General features: G+C 72.8%; 24 protein-coding genes, 1 pseudogene and 1 CRISPR repeat array. Of the genes and pseudogenes, 21 read left to right on the top strand and 4 right to left on the bottom strand.

Annotation, left to right across the window (positions count from 1 at the left end; translation table 11 throughout):
• The first annotated feature begins 134 nt into the window (after positions 1 to 134).
• From casA to cas2e, 7 genes and pseudogenes are all read left to right on the top strand, one after another.
• On the top strand, positions 135 to 1,748 hold the full coding sequence (gene casA, locus O7609_RS01575) for a type I-E CRISPR-associated protein Cse1/CasA (RefSeq protein ID WP_269742963.1): 1,614 nt from the start codon (positions 135 to 137) through the stop codon (positions 1,746 to 1,748).
• 103 nt (positions 1,749 to 1,851) lie between these two features.
• A complete protein-coding gene (gene casB, locus O7609_RS01570) occupies positions 1,852 to 2,550 on the top strand; it encodes a type I-E CRISPR-associated protein Cse2/CasB (RefSeq protein WP_269742962.1) in 699 nt (232 codons plus the stop codon).
• A gap of 77 nt (positions 2,551 to 2,627) precedes the next feature.
• Positions 2,628 to 3,821 (top strand): type I-E CRISPR-associated protein Cas7/Cse4/CasC, encoded by a 1,194-nt coding sequence (cas7e, locus tag O7609_RS01565; protein ID WP_269742961.1) that lies wholly within the window; start codon positions 2,628 to 2,630, stop codon positions 3,819 to 3,821.
• Positions 3,818 to 4,702, top strand: coding sequence for a type I-E CRISPR-associated protein Cas5/CasD (gene cas5e, locus O7609_RS01560; RefSeq protein ID WP_269733106.1), 885 nt, complete (start codon positions 3,818 to 3,820; stop codon positions 4,700 to 4,702). Before cas7e ends, cas5e begins: the two co-directional genes overlap by 4 nt.
• Positions 4,699 to 5,448, top strand: coding sequence for a type I-E CRISPR-associated protein Cas6/Cse3/CasE (cas6e, locus tag O7609_RS01555; RefSeq protein WP_269742960.1), 750 nt, complete (start codon positions 4,699 to 4,701; stop codon positions 5,446 to 5,448). The genes cas5e and cas6e overlap by 4 nt, the downstream gene beginning before the upstream one ends.
• Positions 5,449 to 5,459: 11 nt before the next feature.
• Positions 5,460 to 6,506, top strand: a complete 1,047-nt coding sequence (gene cas1e, locus O7609_RS01550; protein WP_269742959.1) for a type I-E CRISPR-associated endonuclease Cas1e — start codon at positions 5,460 to 5,462, stop codon at positions 6,504 to 6,506.
• A 35-nt stretch (positions 6,507 to 6,541) separates the two neighbouring features.
• A pseudogene (gene cas2e / locus O7609_RS01545) lies at positions 6,542 to 6,796 on the top strand (type I-E CRISPR-associated endoribonuclease Cas2e); the annotation flags it as partial.
• A 37-nt stretch (positions 6,797 to 6,833) separates the two neighbouring features.
• A CRISPR array of direct repeats spans positions 6,834 to 8,021; the repeat unit is 29 nt; unit sequence CGGAACACCCCCGCTCGCGCGGGGACCAC.
• Between the two features lie 207 nt (positions 8,022 to 8,228).
• On the opposite strand, the gene O7609_RS01540 reads toward cas2e, so the two are convergent.
• Complete coding sequence (locus tag O7609_RS01540) at positions 8,229 to 9,389, bottom strand: IS3 family transposase (protein WP_269742958.1); 1,161 nt, start codon at positions 9,387 to 9,389, stop codon at positions 8,229 to 8,231.
• Here O7609_RS01540 and O7609_RS01535 point away from each other — a divergent pair.
• The 6 genes from O7609_RS01535 (at position 9,354) to O7609_RS01510 (ending at position 15,067) form a co-directional block, all read left to right on the top strand.
• Positions 9,354 to 9,710 carry a hypothetical protein gene (locus O7609_RS01535; RefSeq protein ID WP_269742957.1) on the top strand — a complete coding sequence of 119 codons (357 nt, stop codon included), beginning with the start codon at positions 9,354 to 9,356 and terminating at the stop codon, positions 9,708 to 9,710. The genes O7609_RS01540 and O7609_RS01535 overlap by 36 nt on opposite strands.
• A 61-nt stretch (positions 9,711 to 9,771) precedes the next feature.
• Positions 9,772 to 11,100 carry an aldehyde dehydrogenase family protein gene (locus O7609_RS01530; RefSeq protein ID WP_269742956.1) on the top strand — a complete coding sequence of 443 codons (1,329 nt, stop codon included), beginning with the start codon at positions 9,772 to 9,774 and terminating at the stop codon, positions 11,098 to 11,100.
• On the top strand, positions 11,097 to 11,903 hold the full coding sequence (locus O7609_RS01525) for a 3-oxoacyl-ACP reductase (protein WP_269742955.1): 807 nt from the start codon (positions 11,097 to 11,099) through the stop codon (positions 11,901 to 11,903). The genes O7609_RS01530 and O7609_RS01525 overlap by 4 nt, the downstream gene beginning before the upstream one ends.
• A gap of 180 nt (positions 11,904 to 12,083) precedes the next feature.
• On the top strand, positions 12,084 to 13,103 hold the full coding sequence (locus O7609_RS01520; protein ID WP_269733101.1) for a hypothetical protein: 1,020 nt from the start codon (positions 12,084 to 12,086) through the stop codon (positions 13,101 to 13,103).
• Positions 13,100 to 14,293 (top strand): type VII secretion-associated serine protease mycosin, encoded by a 1,194-nt coding sequence (mycP, locus tag O7609_RS01515; RefSeq protein WP_443071997.1) that lies wholly within the window; start codon positions 13,100 to 13,102, stop codon positions 14,291 to 14,293. Before O7609_RS01520 ends, mycP begins: the two co-directional genes overlap by 4 nt.
• A 24-nt stretch (positions 14,294 to 14,317) precedes the next feature.
• Positions 14,318 to 15,067, top strand: coding sequence for an SseB family protein (locus O7609_RS01510; RefSeq protein WP_269742954.1), 750 nt, complete (start codon positions 14,318 to 14,320; stop codon positions 15,065 to 15,067).
• Here O7609_RS01510 and O7609_RS01505 read toward each other — a convergent pair.
• Positions 15,045 to 15,458: a DUF1844 domain-containing protein gene (locus O7609_RS01505; protein ID WP_269733099.1), complete on the bottom strand. Its 414-nt coding sequence runs from the start codon at positions 15,456 to 15,458 to the stop codon at positions 15,045 to 15,047. The genes O7609_RS01510 and O7609_RS01505 overlap by 23 nt on opposite strands.
• Positions 15,459 to 15,944: 486 nt before the next feature.
• On the opposite strand from O7609_RS01505, the gene infC reads away from it, so the two are divergent.
• The 7 genes from infC (at position 15,945) to pheT (ending at position 23,347) form a co-directional block, all read left to right on the top strand.
• Positions 15,945 to 16,559: a translation initiation factor IF-3 gene (infC, locus tag O7609_RS01500; RefSeq protein ID WP_269736966.1), complete on the top strand. Its 615-nt coding sequence runs from the start codon at positions 15,945 to 15,947 to the stop codon at positions 16,557 to 16,559.
• Positions 16,560 to 16,676: 117 nt separating this feature from the next.
• On the top strand, positions 16,677 to 16,871 hold the full coding sequence (gene rpmI / locus O7609_RS01495) for a 50S ribosomal protein L35 (protein WP_014175142.1): 195 nt from the start codon (positions 16,677 to 16,679) through the stop codon (positions 16,869 to 16,871).
• Between the two features lie 107 nt (positions 16,872 to 16,978).
• Positions 16,979 to 17,362, top strand: coding sequence for a 50S ribosomal protein L20 (gene rplT / locus O7609_RS01490; protein WP_269733098.1), 384 nt, complete (start codon positions 16,979 to 16,981; stop codon positions 17,360 to 17,362).
• Positions 17,363 to 17,471: 109 nt separating this feature from the next.
• Positions 17,472 to 18,287, top strand: coding sequence for a TrmH family RNA methyltransferase (locus tag O7609_RS01485; RefSeq protein ID WP_269733097.1), 816 nt, complete (start codon positions 17,472 to 17,474; stop codon positions 18,285 to 18,287).
• Positions 18,288 to 18,421: 134 nt separating this feature from the next.
• Complete coding sequence (locus O7609_RS01480) at positions 18,422 to 19,492, top strand: sensor histidine kinase (RefSeq protein ID WP_269742953.1); 1,071 nt, start codon at positions 18,422 to 18,424, stop codon at positions 19,490 to 19,492.
• A gap of 184 nt (positions 19,493 to 19,676) precedes the next feature.
• Positions 19,677 to 20,810 (top strand): phenylalanine--tRNA ligase subunit alpha, encoded by a 1,134-nt coding sequence (pheS, locus tag O7609_RS01475; RefSeq protein WP_269733095.1) that lies wholly within the window; start codon positions 19,677 to 19,679, stop codon positions 20,808 to 20,810.
• Positions 20,810 to 23,347 (top strand): phenylalanine--tRNA ligase subunit beta, encoded by a 2,538-nt coding sequence (pheT, locus tag O7609_RS01470; RefSeq protein ID WP_269742952.1) that lies wholly within the window; start codon positions 20,810 to 20,812, stop codon positions 23,345 to 23,347. The genes pheS and pheT overlap by 1 nt, the downstream gene beginning before the upstream one ends.
• 99 nt (positions 23,348 to 23,446) lie before the next feature.
• Here pheT and O7609_RS01465 read toward each other — a convergent pair whose 3' ends face one another.
• Positions 23,447 to 24,310 carry a 3-hydroxybutyryl-CoA dehydrogenase gene (locus tag O7609_RS01465; RefSeq protein ID WP_269733093.1) on the bottom strand — a complete coding sequence of 288 codons (864 nt, stop codon included), beginning with the start codon at positions 24,308 to 24,310 and terminating at the stop codon, positions 23,447 to 23,449.
• A gap of 246 nt (positions 24,311 to 24,556) precedes the next feature.
• On the opposite strand from O7609_RS01465, the gene O7609_RS01460 reads away from it, so the two are divergent.
• The gene (locus tag O7609_RS01460; protein WP_269742951.1) at positions 24,557 to 25,780 is read left to right on the top strand and encodes a glycoside hydrolase family 10 protein; all 1,224 of its coding nucleotides are present in this window, start codon (positions 24,557 to 24,559) and stop codon (positions 25,778 to 25,780) included.
• A 49-nt stretch (positions 25,781 to 25,829) separates the two neighbouring features.
• On the opposite strand, the gene O7609_RS01455 is transcribed toward O7609_RS01460, so the two are convergent.
• Positions 25,830 to 26,027, bottom strand: a complete 198-nt coding sequence (locus tag O7609_RS01455; RefSeq protein WP_269733091.1) for a DUF1918 domain-containing protein — start codon at positions 26,025 to 26,027, stop codon at positions 25,830 to 25,832.
• Between the last annotated feature and the right edge of the window lie 22 nt (positions 26,028 to 26,049).

Raw genomic sequence — 26,049 nt, 5'->3', positions numbered from 1 at the left:
CGACCTGAGCACTCATCGGCTCACCTCCGCCTGCGCGGAGCTTCTCCGCTGCTGCGGAGGTCTTCAGACTACGGCCTTCCCCACAGCCGTCCCTACCCACCGGTACCGCTATGTGATCGGGGTGCTGTCTCTCTATGCCCTCTGACGTGGTCGGCAACGACCGCTTCCCTCTCGACAACCGGCCGTGGGTGCCCGTCTTCGCGAACGGCGACACGCAGCGGGTCGGTCTGCGCGAACTGTTCCTACGAGCCCATGAGTTCAGCGGTCTCGCCGTGGCCGTCCCGCCGGCCGCCTCCGCACTGATGCGCGTGCTGTACGCGATGGCCGCCCGGATCACCGGCCTGCACGAGCTGGCCGACGGCGACACCGAGGCATGGCTGGACCGGCGCTACGAGCTGCTGGAGGACGGCGCCGTGTTCGAACCGGACAGGGTGCACGCCTACTTCGACGAGCACGCGGAGGGATTGCGCCTGCATGATTCCGATCGCCCGTTCCTGCAGGACCCGCGGCTGGCGGCCGAGTGCACCGGCTCGTCCGGAGTCAACAAGCTGGTGATGGCCCGGCCGGCCGGCAGTAACCAGGTGTTCTTCGGTCACTTCACCGATGCCGAGCAGGTGGCGCTCCCGTCCGGAGAAGCGGCCCTCCACCTCGTCGCCCAGCTCTACTACGGTCCGTCCGGACAGTGCACGACACGTACGGTCGACGGGCAGCGGTACGGCAACACCATGGCCGGTCCGCTGCGGCGTGTCCTGTCCTGCCATCCCACGGGACGGAATCTGTACGAGACCCTGTTGCTGGGCGTTCCCGCCCCTGACACCTGGCCGCAGGACACCGGCGGCGGCGATGCCTGCCCCTGGGAACGCGAGAAGCCGATCGCCCCCCTCGCAGCACCGAAACGGGCGACCGGTCCGCTGTCGATGCTGACCGAGCAGTACCAACACGCCGTCCTCCTGCGACCCGGGCCGGACAGAGAGAGCGTGGTTGACGCGACGATCACCTGGGCCCTTCGCGTCAACCGGCCGGAACAGCAGGACCCGTACCTCATCTGGGACGAGACCAAGGACGGCACTCTGCGCCCCCGGGACGCCGACGCGGACAGGGCGCTGTGGCGGGATCTGGACGCCATGATCCTCCTGAGGCGGAGCGACGGCGGTCGCAGGCCGCCGGTGTTCGACGGACTGACGGGTGCCCAACTGCCCGAGCCGGTCTTCCGGGAGTTGCGGGTCACCGCCTACGGTTTCCATCAGGACGGCCAGACCCGGGACCGCACCTACTTCGGTGCCATGACCCCGCCGCTGTTCGCGCTCCTCGACTCCACCGGGACCAAGAACGACACCGCACTGGCCCTCGGTGTCAAAGAAGGCAGGGAGGCCGCGGAGAAAGCCGCCTGGCACCTGTTGACCGCCCTGCGCGCCGCATGGCGTGAGTACACGAAACCCCCCGCAGAGGACTCCTCTGACGGAAGCAAGGCCGTAAGGCCCACAAGACAACAGCGGGAAAAGTCCCCCGGGCCTTGGCCTGAGGCTGCGCTGGCGGCTTACTGGTCGGCAGCCGAGGAGTGCTTCTGGGCGCTGCTGGACGCCGAGGACTTCACCACCGCCCTGCCAGCCTTCGGCCGGCTCGCCCTGCGTATCTATGACGACATCACCGCGTCGGTGGCGGCCGAGCCCCGCGGTGCCAAAGCCCGTGAGAGTGCCCGTGGCCTGGTGCGGACCCTGCTCGACCACAGGCGAGGCCGAGATCGCTGACCACTCCACAACAGGCCGCCGGCCGCAGCTACGGGCCGCCGTCTGCCCGCTCTGCCCCGGCCGCCTGTGCCGCCAAGACCATCAGCAGTGAAAGAAGCCGACGATGAACGCCACCGACGAGGGCCACACCTCACCTCCGGAAAACCCGGCGCCCCCGGCGCCGCGCCATGCACGGCTCACCGGCTATGACACATTCGTCGAGCGGGTACGCAAAGCCTGTACCAGCCCCGGGACCCAGCAGGCGCTCCGGCGCGGCCTGGCCAAGCCCGTGCACGAGGTACCCGCCCGGACCCACGCAGCACTGCTGCGCGACGGCCTGGTACCCGATGAGGTGAAGGGAGAGGAACGGCGCGCCCACTACGCCGTGGCCGCGCTGATCGCGGCCCGACCCCGTGCCGAACGCGTCGCGGACACCAGAGACGACCAGGGCACCGCCGAGCAACTGCCTGGCGTCTTGAAACAGCCACCGGACGGCACCCCCCCGGCAACCGAGCAGAAGCCCTCTTGGGGGACAAGCCTGGGAACGAGTCTGGCACGGGCCGTCATCTCCGACAGGGACCGGGAGAACGGCATCGAGTCACGGCTGCACCTTCTGGTGCGGCAGGAGACCGACGGACTGCACCGCATGCTCCCCGCCGTGATGCGCCTGCTCGGCTCGACGGGCGTACCCGCCGACTACGGGCGTCTCCTGCACGACATCGCCCACTGGACCTACCGACGCGAGGAGTCCTCCACCCGCTGGCTGGAGGACTACTACCGCACCCTCCGCCGCGCCAGACAGAGCGATCGCGGCGGCAACTGACCGGCGCCCGCGCCACCGCCTCACCACACGACGAACTTCACTCCACCGTCTTCTCCGACAGAACCAGGAACCGAACCATGACCACGCCCACGACCTCCACCACGGCACCGGAGGACACCGCCGCGCAGGCACCCCGCTTCCTCGACGTGCACATTCTCCAGACCCTCCCGTTCAGCAACGTCAACCGCGACGACCTCGGCTCCCCCAAGACGGTCACCTTCGGGGGCACCACCAGGACACGGGTCTCCAGCCAGGCGTGGAAGAGGCCCACCCGGCTGGCCGTCGAGGCACGCATCGGCGAGCGGGCCCTGCGCACCCGCAGGCTTCCCCTGCAGGTGGCCAAGGCCCTCGCGGAGCGCGGCTGGCCAGAGGATCTGGCGGAGCTGGCCGGCGGTCAGGTCATCCGCTCCACCGAGTCCAAGCTCGACCTGGAAGAGGACAAGGAGACGGGGAAGAAGGTCACCACCGCCTCCTTGCTGTTCCTGCCCGACAACGCGGCCGAAGAACTGGCCGACATCGCCGAGCAGTACCGGGAGAAGCTGGAGAAGGCCCTGGGCACCAAGGCAGCCGCCAAGCCCCTGCTCCCCAAGGACGCCGTGCACGAGGTCATGAAGTCGCGCAACGGCTCCATCGCGCTCTTCGGCCGCATGCTCGCCGAGATCCCCGGCGCCGGGGTCGACGGCGCCGTGCAGGTCGCCCATGCCTTCACCACCCACGGCACCTCGGTACAGGCCGACTTCTTCACCGCGGTCGACGACGTCGACCAGTGGGCCACCGACGCGGGCAGCGCCCACATGAACACCGGCGAGTACAGCAGCGGCGTCTTCTACCGCTACACCACCCTCGACCTGCGCGACCTGGCCGACAACGTCTCCGATCCGGCCATGGCGAGGGAACTGGCCGAGGCGTTTCTCACCGCCTTCATCCAGAGCATGCCATCGGCCAAGAAGAACTCCACCGCACCGCACAGCATCCCCGACCTGGTGCACGTCGCCGTTCACTCCGACCGGCCGGTCTCCTTGGCCGCAGCCTTCGAGAAGCCGATCAAGGCCGAGCGAAGCGGCTGGAGCGCACCCTCCCAGGCCGCGCTGGACGCATACGCGGCGAAGGCGAACAGGCTGCTCGGCACCGCCGGCCTCATCCACAGCGCGTACGCCGGAGTGGACGGCGCCGACCGGGACGGACTCGGCACCCGGGCCGACTCCTACCCCGACCTGGTGGCCGGGGCACTGGCCGCCGCCTGGCGGCAGGACGGGAGCACCACGGCGTGAGCGGCAGCGGCCTCCTGATCCAGCTCGGCGGCGCGCCCCTGCAATCCTGGGGCGAACACAGCGCCTTCACCGACCGCGACACCGCCGCCCACCCCACCCGTTCCGGACTCATCGGCATGATCGCCTCGGCCTTCGGGATTCCCCGGGACCAGGCCGTCGCCGACTCGCCGGACGACTCGGGGCAGCAGGCGCTCTTCACCCGGCTCACCCGCCTGCGGTTCACCATCCGGTACGACCGTCCGGGTGTCCGGCTGCGTGACTTCCACACCGTCGGTGGCGGATACCCTGCCCACCGGACGGTGCCCACCGCCAAGGGCGGACGGCGCCGCCCCGGGCAGGGCACCATCGTCTCCCACCGTCACTACCTGGCCGACGCAGTCTTCACCGTCGCTGTCACCGCCCCGGACGACCCCGGCCTGACGGCCGAGTGCGCCCAGGCCCTGACCGCACCCCACTGGCCACTCCACCTCGGCCGCCGCTCCTGCCCGCCCGGTGCCCTGCTCCTGCTCAGTGCAGACATGCCCGACCCGGTGGCCGAACTACTGAGGGTGCCGCTGGCCCGTCCCCGGCCCGCCGACGCACCACGCAGAAAGGAAGACGGGGCCGAGGACCCTGGAACCGTCACCGTGCGGTTCACGGCGGACACCCCCTTCCCGCCCTACTTCCCGGCCTCCGCCTCCAGCCGGACCCCTGTCACCGCTCTCAACGACGAGCCCGTACGGCTGAAGTCCCTCGACCGCGTCTACCGCAGCCGCCCGGCGTACACCACCAGTTGTCCGCTGCCCGCCGACCTGTGCAAGGACTACGGCCTGGACTACCTCACCGCCCTCGACGCCTACCTCCACCCGTCCACGTCCACGCCCGAACGGACCGACGCATGACCACCGCGACACTGACCAGTCCCCCCACATCGACCGAGAGCGCCTGGCTCATCCGCCTGCGGCTCAACACCGCCAACCGAGCGGTACAGCGGGACCTCGGCAACGCCGCCTCCCTGCACCGGCGCGTCATGACCCTCATGCCCGACCATCTGGGGGACAGCCCCCGCTCCCGCGCGGGTGTCCTGTTCCGCCTGGAGACCGGCGGCACCGGAGCCCCTGTCCTACTCGCCCAGACCCGCATGGTTCCCGACACCGCGCGCCTGCCCCACGGCTACGCGGACACCCAGACCAAGGACATGCAGGCCCTGCTCGCCGCCCTGCGCCCCGGCCTCACCGTGCGTTACCGGCTCCTGGGCAACGCCATTCGCCGGTGCGGACGCAACAGCACCGAAGGCCGCTGGAAGCAGGCCATCCCCCTGCGCGGCGAGGAGGCCGACCACTGGTGGGCCGAACGTGCCACAACCGCCGGCCTCATCCTGCACACCATCCTGTCCGAACCAGCGGAACCCCTCACCGCATGGCACCGCCTCGCCGACCACGACGGAAAGCAGCCTCAGCAGACGAAGGACGGCACCAAACGGAACAACGGCCGGGTACGGGTACCCCACCAGGCCACACGCTTCGAGGGCACCGCGACGGTCCGCGACGCTGAGGCCCTGCGACAAGCGCTGCTGCACGGCATCGGTCGCAGCAAATCCTACGGATGCGGGCTGCTCAGCCTCGCCCCCGGCCACCAGGAGGGGTGAGGAGCCCGAGCATGACTGCTCCCTCGACGCCCCGCTCCCCGCGCGACAAGAGCTCTGCCCGGCGCCGCATCGCCGCGCCCACGCTCGCCATGCTGCCCAGGGTCGGGGACTCGCTGTCGTTCCTGTACGCCGACGTGGTCCGCATCGTCCAGGACGACACCGGCGTCTGCGCCGAGACCACCACTGCGGACGGGGAGACCACCCGCGTCTACCTGCCGACCTCGGCGCTCTCCTGCGTCCTCCTCGGCCCCGGCACCTCCATCACCCAGCCCGCCCTGGCCACCTTCGCCCGCCACGGCACCACCGTGGTGTGCACCGGCTCCGGCGGTGTCCGCTGTTACTCCGCTACCACCTCCGACGCACTCACCACCCGCTGGCTCGAACACCAGGTGCACCAGTGGAGCAACCCCGAACGCCGACTGGCCGTGGCCCGGCAGATGTACCTCAAACGCTTCAACATCCCCGTCCCACCGACGACACCGCTGAACAAACTTCGCGGTCTGGAAGGACAGCGCGTCAAGGCGCTCTACAAGCACCTGGCCCAGCAGCACCGCATCGGCCGCTTCAGACGCAACTACGACCCGGCCGCCTGGGACGACCAGGACCCGGTCAACCTCGCCCTGTCCTCCGCCAACACCTGCCTGTACGGCATCGTCCACGCAGCCATCGTCGCCCTCGGCTGCTCACCCGCCCTCGGCTTTGTACACCAAGGCAAGCAGCATGCGATGGTCTACGACATCGCCGACCTCTACAAGGCCGAACTCACCATCCCTCTGGCCTTCTCACTGCACGATTCACCCCACCCCGAAGCCATGGCTCGCCGCAGCTTCCGGGAAGAACTGCGTCTGTACAAGCTGCTGCCGAGAATCGTCGCCGACATTCAGTCCCTCCTCGCCCCCGACGAGGCTCAACCAACGCCGGACGGGCAGGCCGTGGAACTGGTCAACCTCTGGGACCCGGAGACCGGCTCGGTCCCCGCCGGCGTGAACTACGCACGTCAGGCCGGGTTGCCAGACGATGACCCACCGGACGCGGGTGACTTCAACATCCAGCCCTGAACTCCTATCACCGCCCTCAGAGAAGCCACCGGCCTATGTCCTCCATGACTGTCCTGTCCACCACGGCCATTCCCGACCACGTCCGAGGTGCCCTCACTCGCTGGATGATCGAGCCCACTCCTGGCCTGTACGTCGGTACCCTCTCAGCCCGTGTCCGCGACGAACTCTGGCGCGTGGTCAGCGCCTCCATCGGCAGCGGTGCCGCGGTACTCATGCACCCGGAGGCGAACGAACAGGGCTACACCCTTCGCACAGCCGGTGAACGTCGCCGTATCCCCGTTGACTTCGACGGCCTCACTCTCGTTGCCTTCCGCCCCGAGGAGTACGCGGAACAACCCCACCCGCGCGGGGACCATGCTGTGGGGTCTGCGGGGTGAGCTCCTAGTGGCGGAACACCCCCGCTCGCGCGGGGACCGCGAGCGGGTCAGGGAGGCGCCGTCCTTGACGATCGGAACACCCCCGCTCGCGCGGGGACCACAAGGTCCGCATGTCGATGCCGCGGGGGTCCGGCGGAACACCCCCGCTCGCGCGGGGACCACCTCTTGCCGACTCGAGTCTTGCCGCCGGGCTTCGGAACACCCCAGCTCGCGCGGGGACCACTCGAATGGCGTGTCGTCCAGTTCCTGGACGGCCGGAACACCCCCGCTCGCGCGGGGACCACATGACGCCCTGGCGGTAGTCCGGCCCCGGCGGCGGAACACCCCCGCTCGCGCGGGGACCACTAGGTCGTGAACGGAGTGTGGTGGATCTCCGCCGGAACACCCCCGCTCGCGCGGGGACCACGGATGCCCAAGGGGGCCGATATCTCGGATGGCCGGAACACCCCCGCTCGCGCGGGGACCACTCGTCGGGGACGCCGGTGCGCCAGGCCGGGGCCGGAACACCCCCGCTCGCGCGGGGACCACTCGTCGGGGACGCCGGTGCGCCAGGCCGGGGCCGGAACACCCCCGCTCGCGCGGGGACCACGCAGCCTCCGGTCTCGCTGGGGGCGCGGTGGCCGGAACACCCCCGCTCGCGCGGGGACCACGATCGCGCCGGATTTGGGCCGAATGTTTGAGGCGGAACACCCCCGCTCGCGCGGGGACCACCGCGCCGCCGTCGACGCCGTGCGCACCGACCACGGAACACCCCCGCTCGCGCGGGGACCACGTATCCGCTAGCGCCTCACGGCTCACCTGATGCGGAACACCCCCGCTCGCGCGGGGACCACTCGTCCAGCTAGCGACGAACGTTGACGATCATCGGAACACCCCCGCTCGCGCGGGGACCACGCGGCCAGCGCGTCCGCGTCGTCGAGGCTCCACGGAACACCCCCGCTCGCGCGGGGACCACCATGGCTCCGCGCTTCCTGATTCACAACGCAGCGGAACACCCCCGCTCGCGCGGGGACCACTCCTGCCGCAGAAAGCGCGCGGTGATCTTGTCCGGAACACCCCCGCTCGCGCGGGGACCACACGGGATGAGCACGGAATCCGCGCTCAGCTTCCGGAACACCCCCGCTCGCGCGGGGACCACACTTCCCGACCTGGGACGTTAGAGAGGCTTTGCCATTCCTTGACCGATGTCCGTCGCTGTCACTCCTCCATGGTGCCAGAGGTACGTGAGGGAGTACTTCGTCTTGATGAGGCACGCCTGTCCGTGTTCGTCATCATGGGCACGGGCTACTGCAAGAGCACTCTCAGCTTTGAACTGGCCTGGATCCGGTGGAGCCAGGTTGAGGGGTCAGCGGGAGATGCGCGCAGCGGGTGGCGCCGTTGTCCGCGGCGGGCCAGCCCGGGGCGGTGCCGTGGCCCTGGTGCGCGCAGGGCTAACTGCCGGGGCAGGGGAGGTGGCGTGGTGCCATCGAGTGCGTACGGCGGACAGGTCGGCCAGCGCGCGGCGGCTGTCGGTGACGAGTTGGTGCGGGGTGGCCGCCGGGGTGTCGGTGTATGTCTGGATCCGGTGGCCGACGCGGTGCGCTGTGGTGAGGACGGAGCGTTGGAGGATCCGCTCGCCCCAGTGCAGCGGTTCACCGGCCGGCTCTGCCAGGAGGGCCAGTAGTTCGGCCGGTCTGGTACCGGGGGTGAGGAGGCCGCGCTGCTGGGCCTCCCACAGAATGGTGACCGGGTCGATGGGGGCGCGGCGCCGGGTCAGGGCGGTCAGCCGTTGCCTGGTCTCGGCCGGTGTGAGGTAGCCGAAGATCTTGTGTTTGCGTAGGCGGCGGCGGTTGTAGAAGGTCTCGATGAAGGTGAAGACCTCGGCGCGGGCGGTGGCACGGTCGGGCCAGGTCCGGGTTCCGATCTCTTCCTTGAGCAGGGCCCAGAAACTCTCCGCTGCGGCGTTGTCGAAACACGATCCGGTGCGTCCGCAGCTCTGTTGCGGCCCCAACTCCCTTATTCGGTTGCGAAATTGCGCCGAGGTGTACTCGCTGCCGCGGTCGCTGTGGATCACGCATCCAGGCTCCAGACCGCCTCGGCCGTGGGCCATGTCAAGGGAGTCGACGACGAGCTCGGCGCGGTGGTGGCCGGCCATGGCGTAACCGACGATCTCGCCCCTGGCCAGGTCCAGCCAGCAGGCGAGGTAGAGCCAGCCCTCGGCCGTCGGCAGGTAGGTGATGTCGCCGACCAGCCGGGTGCCGGGACGCTCGGCGTGGAAGTCGCGGCCGATCAGGTCCGGGGCCGGCTTCGCCTTCGCGTCCGGCCGGGTCAGCGAGCGGTGTTTGCGGCGGGTGACGCCGCGGATGTCGCGCTCGCGCATGACGCGGGCGACGCGTTTGCGGTTCACCCGGTGCCCCAGACGTCGCAGCTCGGCGTGGATGCGCGGGACGCCGTAGGTGCGGCGGGAGGCGATGTGGAGCACGGTGATCTCGTGGGCGAGCGCGTCGTCGGCCAGGGCACCGGGCACCGGCTGGAGAACCGGCTGCCGGGCGGTGACGTCAACCCCTACCTGGCGCTGGCCGGCATGATCGCCGCCGGGCTGTACGGCGTCGACCGGGAGCTGGAACCGCCCGAGCCGTGCACCGGCAACGCCTACGCGGGCGAACTGCCGCACGTCCCCGCCACGCTGCGCGAGGCAGCCGAGCTGTGGGACGGGAGCGAGCTGGCCCGCACCGCCTTCGGCGACGAGGTCGTGGACCACTACGCCCACACGGCCCGCGTCGAACAGGGCGCCTACGACACCGCCGTCACCGACTGGGAGCGCTACCGCTCCTTCGAGCGCCTGTGAGGACGCCGCCCGTGCCCGCCGAGCCGACCGCACACCAGGTGATCAACCGGCCACGGAAGAGGTGATCGCCACCGTCCCCGTCACCACCGCGGCCGAGGTCGACGCCGCCGTGCGCCGGGCCGAGGCGGCCCAGCGCCGCTGGGCCGCCCTCCCCCCGGGGGACCGGGCCTGGCTCCTGCGCCGCTTCGCCACCACCGTCGACGAGCACCTGGAGGAGCTGGCCCGCATCGAGGTCGCCGAGGCCGGCCACCCGGTGGCGGGCGCCCGCTGGGAGGCCGGCAACGTCCGCGACGTGCTCGACTACGCGGCCGGGGGAGTGGAGCGCCTGACGGGGTACCAGATCCCGGTGGCCGGAGGCGTGAACCTCACGTTCCGGGAGCCACTGGGCGTCGTCGCCGTCATCGCCCCCTGGAACTTCCCCCTCCCCATCGCCGCGTGGAGCACGGCGCCCGCGCTCGCGGCCGCGAACGCCGTGCTGCTCAAGCCGGCCGAGGCCACACCGCTCACCGCGCTGCGGCTCGCCGAGCTCGCCCTGGAGGCCGGACTGCCCGAGGGCCTCCTCCAGACGCTGCCGGGGTCCGGGCCCGGCACCGGACGGGCCCTCGTGGAGCACCCCGGCGTCGCGAAGGTCGCCTTCACCGGCTCCACCGCCACCGGCCGCGACGTCATGGCCCGCTGCGCCGGGCAGGTCAAGCCGGTGACCCTCGAACTGGGCGGCAAGAGCCCGAACATCGTCTTCGCCGACGCCGACCTCGAACGCGCAGCCGCGGCCGCCCCCGCCTCGTTCCTGGACAACGCCGGCCAGGACTGCTGCGCCCGCAGCCGCATCCTCGTCCAGGCCGCCGTCCTCGACCGGTTCCTGGCCCTCCTCGAACCCGCCGTCCAGGGCTTCACCTGTGGTGACCCCACCGACCCCGGCACCGCGATGGGCCCGCTCATCTCCGCCGCCCACCGCGAACGCGTCCGCTCCTTCGTCACCGAGCAGGCGCCCGCGGCCATCCGCGGCAGCGTGCCCCAGGGCAAGGGCTTCTGGTACCCGGCCACCGTCCTGCACGCCGAACCGGGCGAAGGTGTCGCCGTCGAGGAGATCTTCGGGCCCGTCGCGGTCGTCCTGCCCTTCACGGACGAGGAGGACGCGGTGCGGCTGGCCAACGCCACCCCCTACGGCCTCTCCGGCTCGGTCTGGACCCGGGACGGCGCCCGCGCTCTGCGCACGGCCCGGGCCGTCGCCGCCGGAAACCTCTCCGTCAACTCGCACGCCAGCGTCCGGTACTGGACCCCCTTCGGCGGCTACCGGCAGTCGGGGCTCGGGCGCGAGCTCGGCCCGGAGGCCCTGGACGCGTTCACCGAGACGAAGAACGTCTACCTCGGCACGGAGGAGCAGCAGTGAGCGAAGCAGCAGCGCAGCCGCGGACCGTGTGCCGCAGGCTCGTGGGCCGCACCGCGGTCGTCACCGGGGCCGGCAGCGGCATCGGGCTGGCCACCGCCCGGCGGCTGGCCTCCGAGGGCGCCCACGTGGTGTGCGCCGACATCGACGCCGAGCGGGGCAGGGCAGCCGCCGAGGAGACCGACGGCCTCTTCGTGGCCACCGACGTCACCGATCCCGAACAGGTCGCCGCCCTCTTCGCCGCCGCACACGACACCTACGGCTCGGTCGACGTCGCCTTCAACAACGCGGGTATCTCCCCGCCCGAGGACGACTCCATCCTCACCACCGGGCTCGACGCCTGGCGCCGCGTCCAGGAGACGAACCTCACCTCGGTGTACCTGTGCTGCCGGCACGTCATCCCCTACATGCGGCGGCAGCGCCGCGGCTCCGTCATCAACACCGCCTCCTTCGTGGCCAGGCTGGGGGCGGCCACCTCGCAGATCGCCTACACCGCGTCCAAGGGCGGCGTGCTGGCCATGTCCCGGGAGCTGGGCGTGCAGTTCGCCCGCGAGGGCATCCGGGTCAACGCCCTGTGCCCCGGACCCGTCAACACCCCTTTGCTGAAGGAGCTGTTCGCGAAGGATCCCGAGCGCGCCCAGCGCCGGCTGGTCCACGTCCCGCCCGGCCGGTTCGCCGAACCCGAGGAGATCGCCGCCGCGGTGGCCTCTCTGGCCAGCGACGGCGCGTCCTTCGTCAACGCCGCCGAGTTCCTCGTCGACGGCGGCATCGCCGGCGCCTACGTCACGCCCCTGCAGCCCCCCTGACGCCGCGGTCGCGACCGCCCCGCGGCGGTCGCGACCAGCGACGGCGGGTTGCCGCACCCACGGGAACGCCCCGTAGAGTGACGCACACACCAATGACCGACGTGTCCGCGGGCCCGCGCCCGTGGACGAGACGGCCGACCCGCTCACTGGGGCGGCACGCGGAGCGCCAGGGGGGTACCGGTGAGCACCGAGGCGGATTCGGCGAGCGCACCGCCGCCGCTGCGCCCTCAGCGTCCGCCGGCCCCGCCGCGCCCGCCCGGGCCGCCGCGCCCCGCCCTCCCCCCGCCGCCCGCCGCCCGGCCCGTCCTCCCCGTCCAGGCCGGTCCGGTGGCGCCGGAGCGCGTCCCGCGGGCGGTGCCCCCGCCGCCGGACACCGCGACCGCCCCGACCTGGCCCCCGGGCCTCCCGGACGCACCGCCCCTGCCCCCCGCCCGGCGCCGGCGCTCTCGCACGGCCGCGGCCGCGCTGTGCCTCGTCCTGGGCGTGGGGCTGCTGGGCGGTTCCGCCGTCGGCGCCTGGGTCGGCAGCGGTCCGCACGGCGGGCCCTCGGTCCAGGAAACCTTCTCGGCCTCCCGCGACCTGTGGCGCGAGCTGCCGGTCGACGCGATCTTCCCGGCCGAGCTGGCGGGGGAGGGTGCCGGCCCCGGCGGCGCCGACCGGCACTGGATACGCGTGGCCGTCGCCCCCGACAGCGGCTGCGACCAGGCCTTCGACGAACTCCTGGGCAAGGCGCTCGCCCCGGTGGGCTGCCGTCGTCTGCTGCGTGCCACCTACATCGACGAGACCTCCTCGGGCCTGACCACCGTCGGCATCGTCTTCACCAAGGCCGACCTGCCCGGCATGCGCGACCTCCACGCGCGGTTCACGGACGAGGACGGCGACCACCTGCTCTCCCGGACGGACCTCATGCCCCGCCCCTACGCGGAGCCCGGAACCGACGCCGCCGGATTCGGGGACGCCCAGCGGGCGACCTGGACGGTCCACGTCCGCACCGACCTCCCGGTCGTCGTCTACGCCGTCTCCGGTTTCGCCGACGGCCGCACCGTCAGCGACCCCCAGCCCGCGGAGCGGGCCGTCGCCGAGGGCGCGACGAGCGCCGCCGCCCAGTCCGGCCTCGGCCACGCCGCCGAGGGCGTCGCCGGCCTCGTCGAGCGGGGCCTGCTGGACGCCGCCCGCGAGGCCGTGGAGGAGGGCCGGTGAACAGCTTCGAAGGCCTCCGCCCGACCCGCGCCGCCCGCCTCACGCGCGCCGCCGTGTGCGCCGTCCTGCTCGTGCTGCTGCCGCTGGCCCCCGCGCACGCCGACACCATCCGGGAGCGCCAGTGGGCGCTGGACGTGGTCGGTGCGCGGGAGGCGTGGGAGACGACGCGGGGCGCCGGCGTCACCGTCGCCGTCCTGGACACCGGGGTGGACGCGAGCCACCCCGACCTGGCCGGCGCCGTCCTCGACGGCAAGGACCTGGTGGGCGTCGGAGCCGAGCCGGGTGACGAGGAGTGGGCCCGGCACGGCACCGCCATGGCCGGCATCATCGCCGGGCGCGGCCACGGGCCGGACCGGGGGGACGGCGTCGTCGGCATCGCCCCCGAGGCCGAGATCCTCCCCGTGCGCGTGCTGTTGGAGGAGGAGGACCCGGCGCGGGAGGAGGCGCAGGACGCCGAGGGCCCCAGCGTCCTGGCCACCGGGATCCGCTGGGCCGTCGACCAGGGTGCCGACGTCATCAACCTCTCCCTCGGCGACGACAGCGCCTCCGCCCACCCGGACCCGCAGGAGGACGCCGCCGTCCGGTACGCGCTGAGCCGGGGCGTCGTGGTGGTCGCCTCGGCGGGGAACGGCGGCAAGGACGGCGACCCCGCCTCCTACCCGGCCGCCTACCCGGGCGTCATCGCCGTGACGGCCGTGACCGCGGAGGGCGTCAGGGCCGACTTCTCCACCCGGCGCTGGTACGCCACCGTTGCCGCGCCGGGCAAGGACGTCGTCACGGCCGACCCGGACCGCCGCTACTACCAGGGCTGGGGCACCAGCGCCGCGGCGGCCGTCGTCTCCGGCACCGTCGCGCTCGTCCGCTCCGCCCACCCGGAGCTGAGCCCCGCCCAGGTCAAGCGGCTCCTGGCCGACACCGCGAACGGCACGCCCGCCGGCGGGCGCAGCGACGCCCTGGGCACCGGGGTGGTGGACGCCGCCGGTGCGCTCGAGGCGGCCGCGGCCCTGGAGCCGGAGGCCCAGCGGCCCGCGCCGCGCGGCTACGGGTCCGAGTACTTCGGGCCCGGGCCCGGCCCCGAGTCCGGGTTCCGGCCGCTGTGGGCGGCGCTCGGCGCTGGATTCGCCGGCCTGGCACTGCTCGGCTGTGCCGTCGGCCTCCACCTCGGCGGCCGCCCGCCCCGTCGCCCCTGAGCGTGCGGCGGTTACCCTCGTCGCGTGGCGCTCAAGAACATTCCCGACCCAGGGTTCGCCGACGACGACGGCTCGGCCGACCCGGCGCTGGCCGAGGCCCTGTCCGCCTGGTCCGCCGACCGCGGCGCCGAGCCCCGGGTGCTGGCGGCCCTGCGGGGGGCCCGGCTGCTCGTTCCGGTGGTGGCCCTGCTGGGCGCGGTCGAGACGGGCCCGGACGGGCTGCGCCGCGAGAAGACGAGCGACATGGCCGTGCCCACGCTCACCGCGCCCGGGGGGCGCAAGGCCCTGCCCGTGTTCACCTCCACGGCCTCCCTGGCCCGCTGGCGGGATGACGCCCGCCCGGTGGCGGTGGATCTCGCCCGGGCGCTCCAGGCCGCCGCCCACGAGCAGGCCGACACCCTGGTCTTCGACCTGGCCGGGCCGGTGACCTACCCGCTCACGGGCGCCGCGCTGCGCGCGGTGGCCGCGGGGCGCACCGGGGGCGCCGGGCCTGCGGCTGAGCCGGCCGTCGCGGAGGCGCTGCGGGCCGTCCTCGCCGCGGAGCCCGAGGTCGCCGGTGCGCATCTGACGCCGGGCGGGCGCGCCGACGGCACGCTGGCGCTGCGGCTGGTGCTCGGGGCGCCGGTGAAGGAGGCGGCGGCCCGGATCGCCCGGGCGCTGGCCGCCGACGCCGTGCTCCGCGAGCACCTGGTGCGCGGCCTGGACCTGGCGCTGCTGCCGCCGGACGCGGAGCTGCCGGGAGAGCCGCTGTTCAGCCGTACACCGGGCCGGTGAACTTCTCGCCGGGGCCCTGGCCCGGCTCGTCCGGAACGACGGAGGCCTCGCGGAAGGCGAGCTGGAGCGACTTGAGGCCGTCCCGCAGCGGCGCCGCGTGGTAGGAGCCGATCTCGGTGGCGCTGGCGGTCACCAGGCCGGCCAGCGCCTGGATGAGCTTGCGCGCCTCGTCCAGGTCCTTGTGCTGGTCCCCTTCCTCGGCCAGGCCGAGGTTGACGGCGGCGGCGCTCATCAGGTGCACCGCGACGGTCGTGATGACCTCCACGGCCGGGACGTCGGCGATGTCCCGGGTCGCGGCGTCGGTGTCGCGACCCTGAGCGGCGCCGGTGCCGTGGGCGGGCGTGGTGGCCTCGGAGGTGTCCGGACCGGGGGCGGGGGCGGCGTCGCTCATCGTTCTTCGCTTCCTGGGGCCTGGGGGATGTCGGGGGACGGCCGGAGCCGGCGGGCTCACGGGGATCGCGGGACCAGCCTAGGCCGGTCCCGCCGGGAGCCCCGCGCGGGCCCCGCACCGGCCGGGCGCGAGGCCGGTGGGGGTCATGTACCATGGGATGCGACCGGCCAGACGTCTGCGTGAAGGCACGGTGCGAGTCCGGGACCAGCCCAAGGCGGCGAGTCCGGGGTGAGCATGGTGGAAGCGCGGTCGCCCGGCCCGCAAGTGGAGGCTCCATCTCCCACCTGACCGGCTTCACGGTCGGCAGGTCCCAGGTCAGGTCGCGCCCCGCGGTGAACGCGGCGGTGCTCCGGTCCGCTCGGAGCCCCGTCTTGTGTCCCGTTCGGGGCGTTTCTCACGTCGCGCCCATGACGGGGCGGTCTCACCACACAGACACGTGACGCGGCTGTCGGCCAGGCAGTTGCGTGGTGCTACCTAGGAGGCCCCATCAGCGCCGAGCCCCGCATCAACGACCGGATTCGCGTCCCCGAGGTGCGACTCGTCGGTCCCAGTGGCGAGCAGGTCGGCATCGTGCCGCTTGCCAAGGCACTGGAGCTCGCACAGGAGTACGACCTCGACCTCGTCGAGGTGGCCGCGAACGCCCGGCCGCCCGTGTGCAAGCTCATGGACTACGGGAAGTTCAAGTACGAGTCGGCCATGAAGGCCCGTGAGGCGCGCAAGAACCAGGCGCACACGGTCATCAAGGAGATGAAGCTCCGGCCGAAGATCGATCCGCACGACTACGACACCAAGAAGGGTCACGTCGTCCGGTTCCTCAAGCAGGGTGACAAGGTCAAGATCACGATCATGTTCCGCGGTCGTGAGCAGTCGCGTCCGGAGCTGGGCTTCCGGTTGCTGCAGCGCCTCGCGGAGGACGTCCAGGAGCTGGGCTTCGTGGAGTCCAACCCCAAGCAGGACGGCCGCAACATGATCATGGTGCTTGGCCCGCACAAGAAGAAGACCGAAGCCATGGCCGAAGCCCGGCAGGCGCAGGCAGCCCGCAAGGAAGCCCAGCGAGGTGCCGCTCCCGCCGAGACCGCCGAGGAGCCGGCCGAGGCGTGAGCCTCGCCGGGGCCGAAGGCCCCGGCAACGTCCCACCGATAGAGCTGACGTTCCCGCCTGCCCGCTCACCGCGAGCGGAGCCGACGGGAACGCCACCGACGAGGAGAGAACGGCGACATGCCGAAGAACAAGACGCACAGTGGTGCGAGCAAGCGCTTCAAGCTCACCGGCTCCGGCAAGGTGATGCGGCAGCGCGCCGGCCGCCGCCACCTTCTCGAGCACAAGCCGTCGACGCTGACGCGCCGTCTTGCGGGCAAGACCGAGATGGCTCCGGCCGACGCCAAGAAGATCAAGAAGCTTCTCGGCAAGTGAGCCGTCGGCCCGCCCCGCGCCGGGGCCGGGCCGTGGCCGAAGACCGGGACCTCATCGATGTCCGGGCCGTGTGAGTCTTCCGCGGCCCCGCTACAAGGAGTTAACACGTGGCACGCGTCAAGCGGGCAGTCAACGCCCACAAGAAGCGCCGGGCGATCCTCGAGCAGGCCAGCGGCTACCGCGGCCAGCGCTCGCGCCTGTACCGCAAGGCGAAGGAGCAGGTCACCCATTCCTTCGTCTACAACTACAACGACCGCAAGAAGCGCAAGGGCGACTTCCGCCAGCTCTGGATCCAGCGGATCAACGCCGCCGCCCGGGCCAACGGGATGACCTACAACCGCTTCATCCAGGGCCTCAAGGCCGCCGAGGTCGAGGTGGACCGCAAGATCCTCGCGGAGCTCGCCGTCAACGACCCGAACGCGTTCTCCTCCCTCATCGAGGTCGCCAAGAAGGCGCTTCCGAGCGACGTCAACGCGCCGAAGGCCGCCTGAAACACCGGCTGAGCCCCTCAGCGTCAGCGGACCCGCAGGCCCAGCGCCTGCGGGTCCGCCGCATGTCCGGCCCGAACCCGCACCGACGAAAGACGAGAACCGCCGCGCCATGGGCACCGCCGAGCTGATCTCCCCGCGCAACCCCCGGGTCGTCTTCGCCCGACGGCTGGCCCGGCGCGCCGCCCGGGTCAAGGAGCGCCGTTTCCTGGCCGAGGGTCCGCAGGCCGTGCGCGAGGCCGTCGCCCACGGCGACACCCTCACCGAGCTCTTCACCAGCGCCGAGGCGGCCGAACGGCACCCGGACATCCTCGACGCCGCCCGGGGCGCGGGCATCCGGATCTCCCTCGCCTCCGACACGACGATGGCGGACATCTCCCAGACCGTCACCCCGCAGGGGCTCATCGGGGTCTGCCGGTTCCTCGACGTCCCCTTCGACGAGGTCCTGGCCGCCCGCCCCCGCCTCGTGGCCGTCCTCGCCCACGTGCGCGACCCCGGGAACGCCGGGACGGTGCTGCGCTGCGCGGACGCCGCCGGGGCCGACGCCGTCGTCCTCACCGACGCCTCCGTCGACCTGTACAACCCGAAGTCGGTGCGCGCCTCGGTCGGCTCCCTCTTCCATCTGCCGGTGTGCGTCGGCGTACCGGTGGAGCGGGCCGTGGCGGGCCTGCGCGAGGGCGGAGTGCGCGTGCTGGCCGCCGACGGCGCCGGTGACGTGGACCTCGACGACGAGCTGGACCGGGGCACGATGGCCGCGCCCACGGCATGGATCTTCGGCAACGAGGCCTGGGGGCTGCCGCCCGAGACCCGGGCGCTGACCGACGAGGTGGTCCGCGTTCCCATCCACGGCCGGGCCGAGTCCCTCAACCTGGCCACCGCCGCCGCCGTGTGCCTCTACGCCTCGGCGCGGGCCCAGCGCCACGGCTGAACCTCGCGTACCCATCCGGCGCCGTACCGGCTCCGAAGCACGTACGAAGGAGCTCCGGGCGGTGCGGTGACGCCGTGGGGCGCCGGTGAGTAGGGTTCCGCCACGGGGAAAGGCCGAGGGGGAAGGGGGACGACATGCCGGACGCGGTCTGGTGCGGGGTGGACCCGGACGATCTGCCCGACGGGCTGGTCGTCGCGGACGAGCACCGGCGGGTGATCTGCTTCAACCGTGCCGCCGCCCGCATCACGGCGCGGCGCCCCGACGAGGCGCTGGGCGACCGGGTCGAGCGGGTGCTGCCGCTGGAGGACCTCGACGGGCGCCGCTGGTGGCAGCTGACCGACCCCTACGGCGGGCTGTCGGTCCGCCGGGGGCAGCCGGAGCGCAATCTGCTGCTGCCCGGGGGGCGCGAGGTGCTCGTCTCCGCGCGCTACGTGCGTGCCGTGCCCACCGGGCCGCTGCACCGGCTGATCGTTTCTCTGCGCGGCACCGAGGCCCGCCGTCGTACCGAGCGCAGCCACGCCGAGCTGATCGCCACCGTCGCGCACGAGCTGCGTTCCCCGCTCACCTCGGTGAAGGGCTTCACGGCGACGCTGCTGGCCAAGTGGGAGCGCTTCACCGAGGACCAGAAGCGGCTCATGCTGGAGACGGTGGACGCCGACGCCGCCCGCATCAGCCGGCTCATCGCCGAGCTGCTGGACATCTCCCGCATCGACTCCGGGCGGCTGGAGCTGCGCCGCCAGCCCGTGGACCTCGTCGCGGCCGTCTGCCGGCACGTCGAGGGGCACCTGGCGGCGGGGAAGCCGCGCGAGCGCTTCCGGCACGCGGTCACCGGGCCGCTGCCCCGGCTGTGGGCCGACCCCGACAAGGTCGACCAGGTGCTGAGCAACCTGCTGGAGAACGCGGTGCGGCACGGCGCGGGCACGGTCACCATCGAGATAGCGCCTGCACAGCCGTGCCGGGCGGTCGCAGAAGGAATCACCGTCACCGTGAGCGACGAGGGCCCCGGCATCCCGGAGGAGTCCATGAGCCGCGTGTTCACCCGCTTCTGGCGGGGCAGCAAGCGCGGCGGCACCGGGCTGGGCCTGTACATCGTCAAGGGCATCGTGGAGGCGCACGGCGGGACGATCACCGTCGGCCGCTCGGTTGCCGGAGGCGCCGAGTTCCGATTTACCCTGCCCGTGGGAGTCCCGGCCGTCCTGGCGTGATCCACCGGGGCCACCGAGCCCCGTGATCCGCCGGGATCAGCCGAGCGTCACCCGCGGGCTGCTCCGCGTCCAAGTCCAGGCGCCCCGCCCCGTAGACTCGTGCCCCGGCACCGCCCGCGCCCTCAACCGGTGTCGGCGCGGCTCACAGCGCAAGGCGTCAGCCAATTCGGAAGTACGGGAAGAGATGTCGGCACCCAACAAGTCGTACGACCCGGTCGAGGTCGAGGCACTGAAACCGGAAGCCATCGAACGAGCGCAGCAGGAGGCGCTCACCGCCATCGCCGAGGTGGCGGACCTGGACGCGCTGCGCGAGGTGAAGGCCGCCCACACCGGTGACCGTTCCCCGCTGGCCCTGGCCAACCGCGAGATCGGCGCGCTGCCGCCGCACGCCAAGGCGGACGCGGGCAAGCGCGTCGGCATGGCCCGCAAGGCCGTGAGCAAGGCGCTGGTGGCCCGCCAGGAGGTCCTGGAGGCCGAGCGGGACGAGCGCGTCCTGGTCGAGGAGGCGGTGGACGTCACGCTGCCCTACGACCGGCGGCCCGCCGGAGCCCGCCATCCGCTGACCACGCTGATGGAGCGGATCGAGGACGTCTTCGTGGCCATGGGCTACGAGGTCGCCGAGGGCCCCGAGGTCGAGACCGAGTGGTTCACCTTCGACGCCCTCAACATCGGGCCCGACCACCCGGCGCGCACCATGCAGGACACCTTCTTCGTGTCCAGCGGGCACATGGACGCCGGCGACGGGGACGAGTCCGGCGTCGTCCTGCGCACCCACACCTCGCCGGTGCAGATCCGCGCCCTGCTGGGGCGGGAGCTGCCCGTCTACGTGATCTGCCCCGGCCGCGTCTTCCGTACCGACGAGCTGGACGCCACCCACACCCCGGTCTTCCACCAGGTGGAGCTGATCGCGGTGGACGAGGGCCTGACCATGGCCGACCTGAAGGGCACGCTGGACCACATGGTGCAGGCGCTCTTCGGCCCCGGCATGAGCACGAGGCTGCGCCCGAGCTACTTCCCCTTCACCGAGCCGTCCGCCGAGATGGACATGGTGTGCTACGTCTGCAAGGGCGCCTCGGTGGGCGACCCCGAGCGCCCGTGCCGCACCTGCTCCTCGGAGGGCTGGATCGAGCTGGGCGGCTGCGGCATGGTCAACCCGCGGGTGCTGACGGCCTGCGGCGTGGACCCGGAGAAGTACAGCGGCTTCGCCTTCGGGTTCGGGATCGAGCGGATGCTGATGTTCCGCCACAACGTCGAGGACATGCGAGACATGGTCGAGGGTGACGTGCGCTTCACCCGGCCGTTCGGGATGGAGATCTGATGCGGGCCCCGCTTTCCTGGCTGCGGGAATACGTCGACCTGCCGGCCGGTGTGACCGGACGGGACGTCGCGACGAAGCTCATCGCGGCCGGCCTGGAGGTCGAGACCGTCGAGCAGCTCGGCGCCGACCTCACCGGCCCGCTCGTGGTCGGCAGGGTGCTGGCCATCGAGGAGCTGACCGAGTTCAAGAAGCCCATCCGCTACTGCCAGGTGGACGTGGCCGACGCCAACGGCACCGGCGAGCCGCAGAACATCATCTGCGGGGCGACGAACTTCGCGGTGGGCGACAAGGTCGTCGTGGTGCTCCCCGGCGCGGTGCTGCCGGGCAACTTCGAGATCTCCGCGCGCCGCACCTACGGCAAGGTCTCCGAGGGCATGATCTGCTCGGCCCGCGAGCTGGGCATCGGGGAGGACCACGACGGCATCGTCGTGCTGCCGCCCGAGTACGAGCCGGGCACGGACGCCGTCGAGCTGCTCCAGCTGCGCGACGAGGTGCTCGACATCGCGGTCACCCCCGACCGCGGCTACTGTCTGTCGATGCGCGGCCTCGCCCGGGAGACGGCCACGGCCTACGGGCTGCCGCTGCGCGACCCGGCCCTGCTGGACGTCACGGCCCCCGGGGACTACGGCCCCGAGGTCGACGTCGCCGACCCGCGCGGCTGCGACCGGTTCATCGCCCGAGCCGTCACCGGCGTGCGGCCCGAGGCCCGCTCACCGATCTGGCTCCAGCGGCGGCTGCAGAAGGCCGGGATGCGTCCCATCTCGCTGGCCGTGGACATCACCAACTACGTGATGCTGGAGCTCGGCCAGCCGTTGCACGCCTACGACCGCGGCCGGATCGAGGGCGCCATCGGGGTGCGCCGCGCGCAGCAGGGCGAGAAGATCGTCACGCTCGACGGAGTGACCCGCGCCCTCGACCCGGAGGATCTCGTCATCGCCGACGACTCCGGCCCCATCGGCATCGCCGGTGTCATGGGCGGGGCCCACACCGAGATCACCGACGCCCACGACGCGCTGATCGACCCGGCCACCGGCCAGGCCGAGGGCACCCGGGACGTCGTCATCGAGGCCGCCCACTTCGACCCGGTCACGGTGGCGCGGACGGCTCGCCGGCACAAGCTCGGTTCGGAGGCCTCCCGGCGCTTCGAGCGCGGCGTCGACCCGGAGGCGGCGGCGGCCGCCGCCCAGCGCGCCGCGGACCTGCTGGTCCTTCTCGCGGGCGGCACGGCCGAGGCCGGGGTCACCGAGGTGCGCGCGGCCGCCGAGCCGCGGGCGATCACCCTCGCCGCCGACCACCCGGACCGCGTCGCCGGGATCTCCTACGGCCGCGAGGCCGTCGTCCGCCGCCTGCAGCAGGTCGGCTGCGACGTGACGGGCACGGACGAGCTGACCGTCACCCCGCCGAGCTGGCGCCCCGACCTCACCGACCCCAACGACCTGGCCGAGGAGGTCATCCGGCTGGAGGGCTACGCGAACCTGCCCTCCACGCTGCCCCGCCCTCCGGCCGGCCGCGGGCTGACCGAGGGGCAGCGGCTGCACCGCAGGGTCGGCCGGGCGCTGGCCGGTGCCGGGTACGTGGAGTCGCCGAACTACCCGTTCCTCGGGGACGCCGCGTTCGACCGGCTGGGGCTGCCCGCGGAGGACGCTCGGCGCCGCACGGTCGCCCTCCTCAACCCGCTGTCGGACGAGGAGCCCCTGCTGCGCACCACGCTGCTGCCGGGTCTGCTCGCCGCGCTGCGCCGCAACGACGGCCGCGGCAACCAGGGCGGTCTCGCCCTCTTCGAGACGGGCCTGGTCTTCCGGCCCACCGGGGAGGAGCGGCCCGCCGTGCGGCTGCCCGTCGACGCCCGTCCGAACGACGCGGAGGTCGCCGCACAGGACGCCGCGCTGCCCGCGCAGCCGCTGCGGGTCGCCGCCGTCCTGGCCGGGGCCGGCGAGCAGAGCGGCTGGTGGGGCAAGGGCCGCCCGGCCACCTGGGCGGACGCCGTCGAGGCGGCCCGCGTCGTGGCCCGTGAGGCCGGTGTGGACCCCGAGATCGTCGCCGACCGGCACGAGCCCTGGCACCCGGGCCGGTGCGCCGCGCTGTACGTCGACGTGGACGGCGAGCGCACGCTGCTCGGCCACGCCGGCGAGCTGCACCCGCGGGTGACCAAGGCGTTCCAGGTGCCCGCCCGCACGGCGGCGATGGAGCTGGACCTCGACGTGCTGCGCCGGGCCGCGGCCGGGGCCGTCCAGGCGCCGGGCGTGTCCACGTTCCCGGTGGCCACGCAGGACGTCGCCCTGGTCGTCGCGGACGAGGTGCCCGCCGCCGAGGTGGAGGCCGCGCTGCGGGCGGGAGCCGGTGAACTGCTGGAGTCGCTGCGGCTGTTCGACGTGTTCACCGGTGAGCAGGTCGGCGGGGGCCGCAAGTCCCTCGCCTACGCCCTGCGGTTCCGCGCGGACGACCGCACGCTGACCGCCGAGGAGGCCTCGGCCGCGCGGGACGCCGCCGTGGCCTCGGCGGTCTCGGCCACTGGAGCGGAGCTCCGCGGCGCCTGAGCGGCGTGAACGGAAAGGGCCCGGTGGGCGGATCCCCAGGATCCGCCCACCGGGCCCTCGTGCGTCCGCGGGCCGTGGCCCGCCGGCCGCGCCGGTCCGTCAGCCGGAGTACGGGTAGAAGCCCGCGCCGGTCTTCCGGCCGAGCCGGCCCGCGTCGACCATGCGCTGGAGCAGCGGGGGAGCGGCGTACAGCGGCTCCTTGAACTCCTCGTACATGGAGTGGGCGACGGAGGCGACGGTGTCCAGCCCGATGAGGTCGGCGAGCTTGAGCGGACCCATCGGGTGGGCGCAGCCCATCTCCATGCCGTTGTCGATGTCCTCCCGGCTGGCGGTGCCGGACTCGAACATCCGGATCGCCGACAGCAGGTAGGGGATCAGCAGGGCGTTCACGACGAAGCCCGAGCGGTCCTGCGCGCGGATGGCGTGCTTGCCCAGCACCTTCGTCACCGCGGCCTCGGCGCGGGCGACGGTCTCCTCGCTGGTGGTCAGCGCGGGGATCAGCTCGACGAGCTGCTGCACCGGGGCCGGGTTGAAGAAGTGGATGCCGAGCACCTGGTCGGGGCGGGATGTCGCCACGGCCAGCTTGACCAGCGGGATCGAGGAGGTGTTGGAGGCGAGGATCGCGTCCTGCCGGGTGACGACCTGGTCGAGCACCTGGAAGATCTCCGTCTTCACCTGCTCGTTCTCCACGACGGCCTCGACGACGAGATCGCGGTCGGCGAACTCGCCCAGGTCGGTCGTGAACGTCAGCCGTTCCAGGGTCGCGTCCCGCTCGGCCTCGGTGATCTTTCCGCGCCCGGCGGCGCGGTCCAGGGAGTTCACCAGCCTGGTCCGGCCGAGCTCCAGCGCCTCGCCGGTGGTCTCTGCGACCATGACGCTCAGTCCGGCCCGCGCGCACACCTCGGCGATGCCGGCGCCCATCTGGCCGCAGCCCACCACTCCGACGCGTTCGATGTCGGTCACATCGTGCCTTTCGCTGTTGGTCCCGGTCGCGACGCACTGCCGCGAGGGTGGTGGCCGCGTCGCATCGGCGTCGACGTTACCCCGCTGCGCGGGCGCGGTGAGGTCCGGGTGCGTGGTTCGTCCGGAACGGGCGGGATTTCCCGTCGGTCCCCGGCCCGCCCGCGCGTTCCGCGCCGAAGGGGGGATCAGCGGGTGCATTCTGGGGCAGACTCACTCGTAGTAGCGGATCAGTGACAAGGGGGCGTGATGGGGCACGTCACGCGGCGGGCGTTCACGGCGGTGGCGGCGGCGCTGCTGTCCGGCACGCTCGCCCCGGCAGGGAGCGCGCACGCGGACCCGGTGGCGGGTGGCCGGAGCCGCCGGGGCTTCCCGGTGCGGGGCCTGTGGATCGCCACCGTCGAGAACATCGACTGGCCGCGGGCTCCGGGTCCGGACGCGGCCGCCCAGCGGCGGGAGCTCGTGGAGCTGCTGGACCTGGCGGTCGAGCGGCGGCTGAACACCGTCATGCTGCAGGTGCGGCCCTCCGCCGACGCCCTGTGGCCCTCGCCGTACGAGCCGTGGTCGGCCTGGCTGACGGGGGAGCAGGGGCGCGACCCCGGCTGGGACCCGCTGGCCTTCGCCGTCCGGGAGGCACACGAGCGGGGGCTGAAACTGCACGCCTGGTTCAACCCCTACCGCGTGGCCAACCACGGGGACCGGGACCGGCTGGCCGCGCACCACCCGGCCCGGCGGCATCCGGACTGGGCGGTGCCCTACGGGGGCAAGCTCTACTACAACCCGGGCCTGCCGCACGTGCGCCGCTTCGTGCAGGACGCGATGTTCGACGCCGTCGAACGCTACGCCGTCGACGGCGTGCACTGGGACGACTACTTCTACCCGTATCCGGTCGCCGGGGAGTCCTTCGACGACGACGAGGCCTTCCGCCTCTACGGCCGGGGCTTCACGGACCGGGCCGCCTGGCGGCGGGACAACGTGGACCGGCTCGTACGCGAGGCGGGCGAGCGGCTGCGCGAGGTGCGGCCGGAGGCGCGTTTCGGCGTGAGCCCCTTCGCCGTCTGGCGGAACGCCGACACCGACCCGGCGGGGTCCGACACGCACGCCGGCGTGCAGACGTACGACGACCTGTACGCCGACACGCGCGGCTGGGTGCGCGACCGGCTGGTCGACTACGTCGTGCCGCAGGTGTACTGGCACCTCGGCTTCCCGCCCGCCGACTACGCCACACTGGTGCGCTGGTGGGACGAGGTGTGCCGGGGCACCGGGGTCGAGCTCTACATCGGTGAGGCGCTCTACAAGGCCGGGCTCGAGGGTCAGCCCGAGCCGTGGCACGATCCGGCCGAACTCTCCCGCCATCTGGCGTTCTGCCGCCACCAGCCCCGGGTGAGGGGCCACGTGTTCTTCTCCGCGCGGCACGTCGCGGACGATCCGCTCGGCGCGATGAGCCGGGTCGTGGCCGACCACTACCGGTAGGCCGCCCGGGCGACGGTGGGCCGCCCACGAGTGCGGGCGGCCCGCCGGCTCAGCGCCCGGCGTGCTTCTCGTGCCGGACGACCGAGTCGGGGCCGGGGGACATCACCGTCTCGTGGCCGTCCTGGGAGCGCACCCGGTACGGGGGTTCGCCGTTCGAGCCGAGCACTTCGACGATCTCCACCGTGTGGTCTTCCTGCCCCACGACCCGGCCGTGGACCACCAGCTTGTCGCCCTTTTCCGCCTGCATGTTCGCGCCTCCGTACTGCCGG

Source organism: Streptomyces sp. WMMC1477 (assembly GCF_027460245.1).
Lineage (GTDB): Bacteria > Actinomycetota > Actinomycetes > Streptomycetales > Streptomycetaceae > Streptomyces.
The sequence above is the reverse complement of the archived record's forward strand: the minus strand, read 5'-3'. Positions and strand labels throughout refer to the sequence as shown.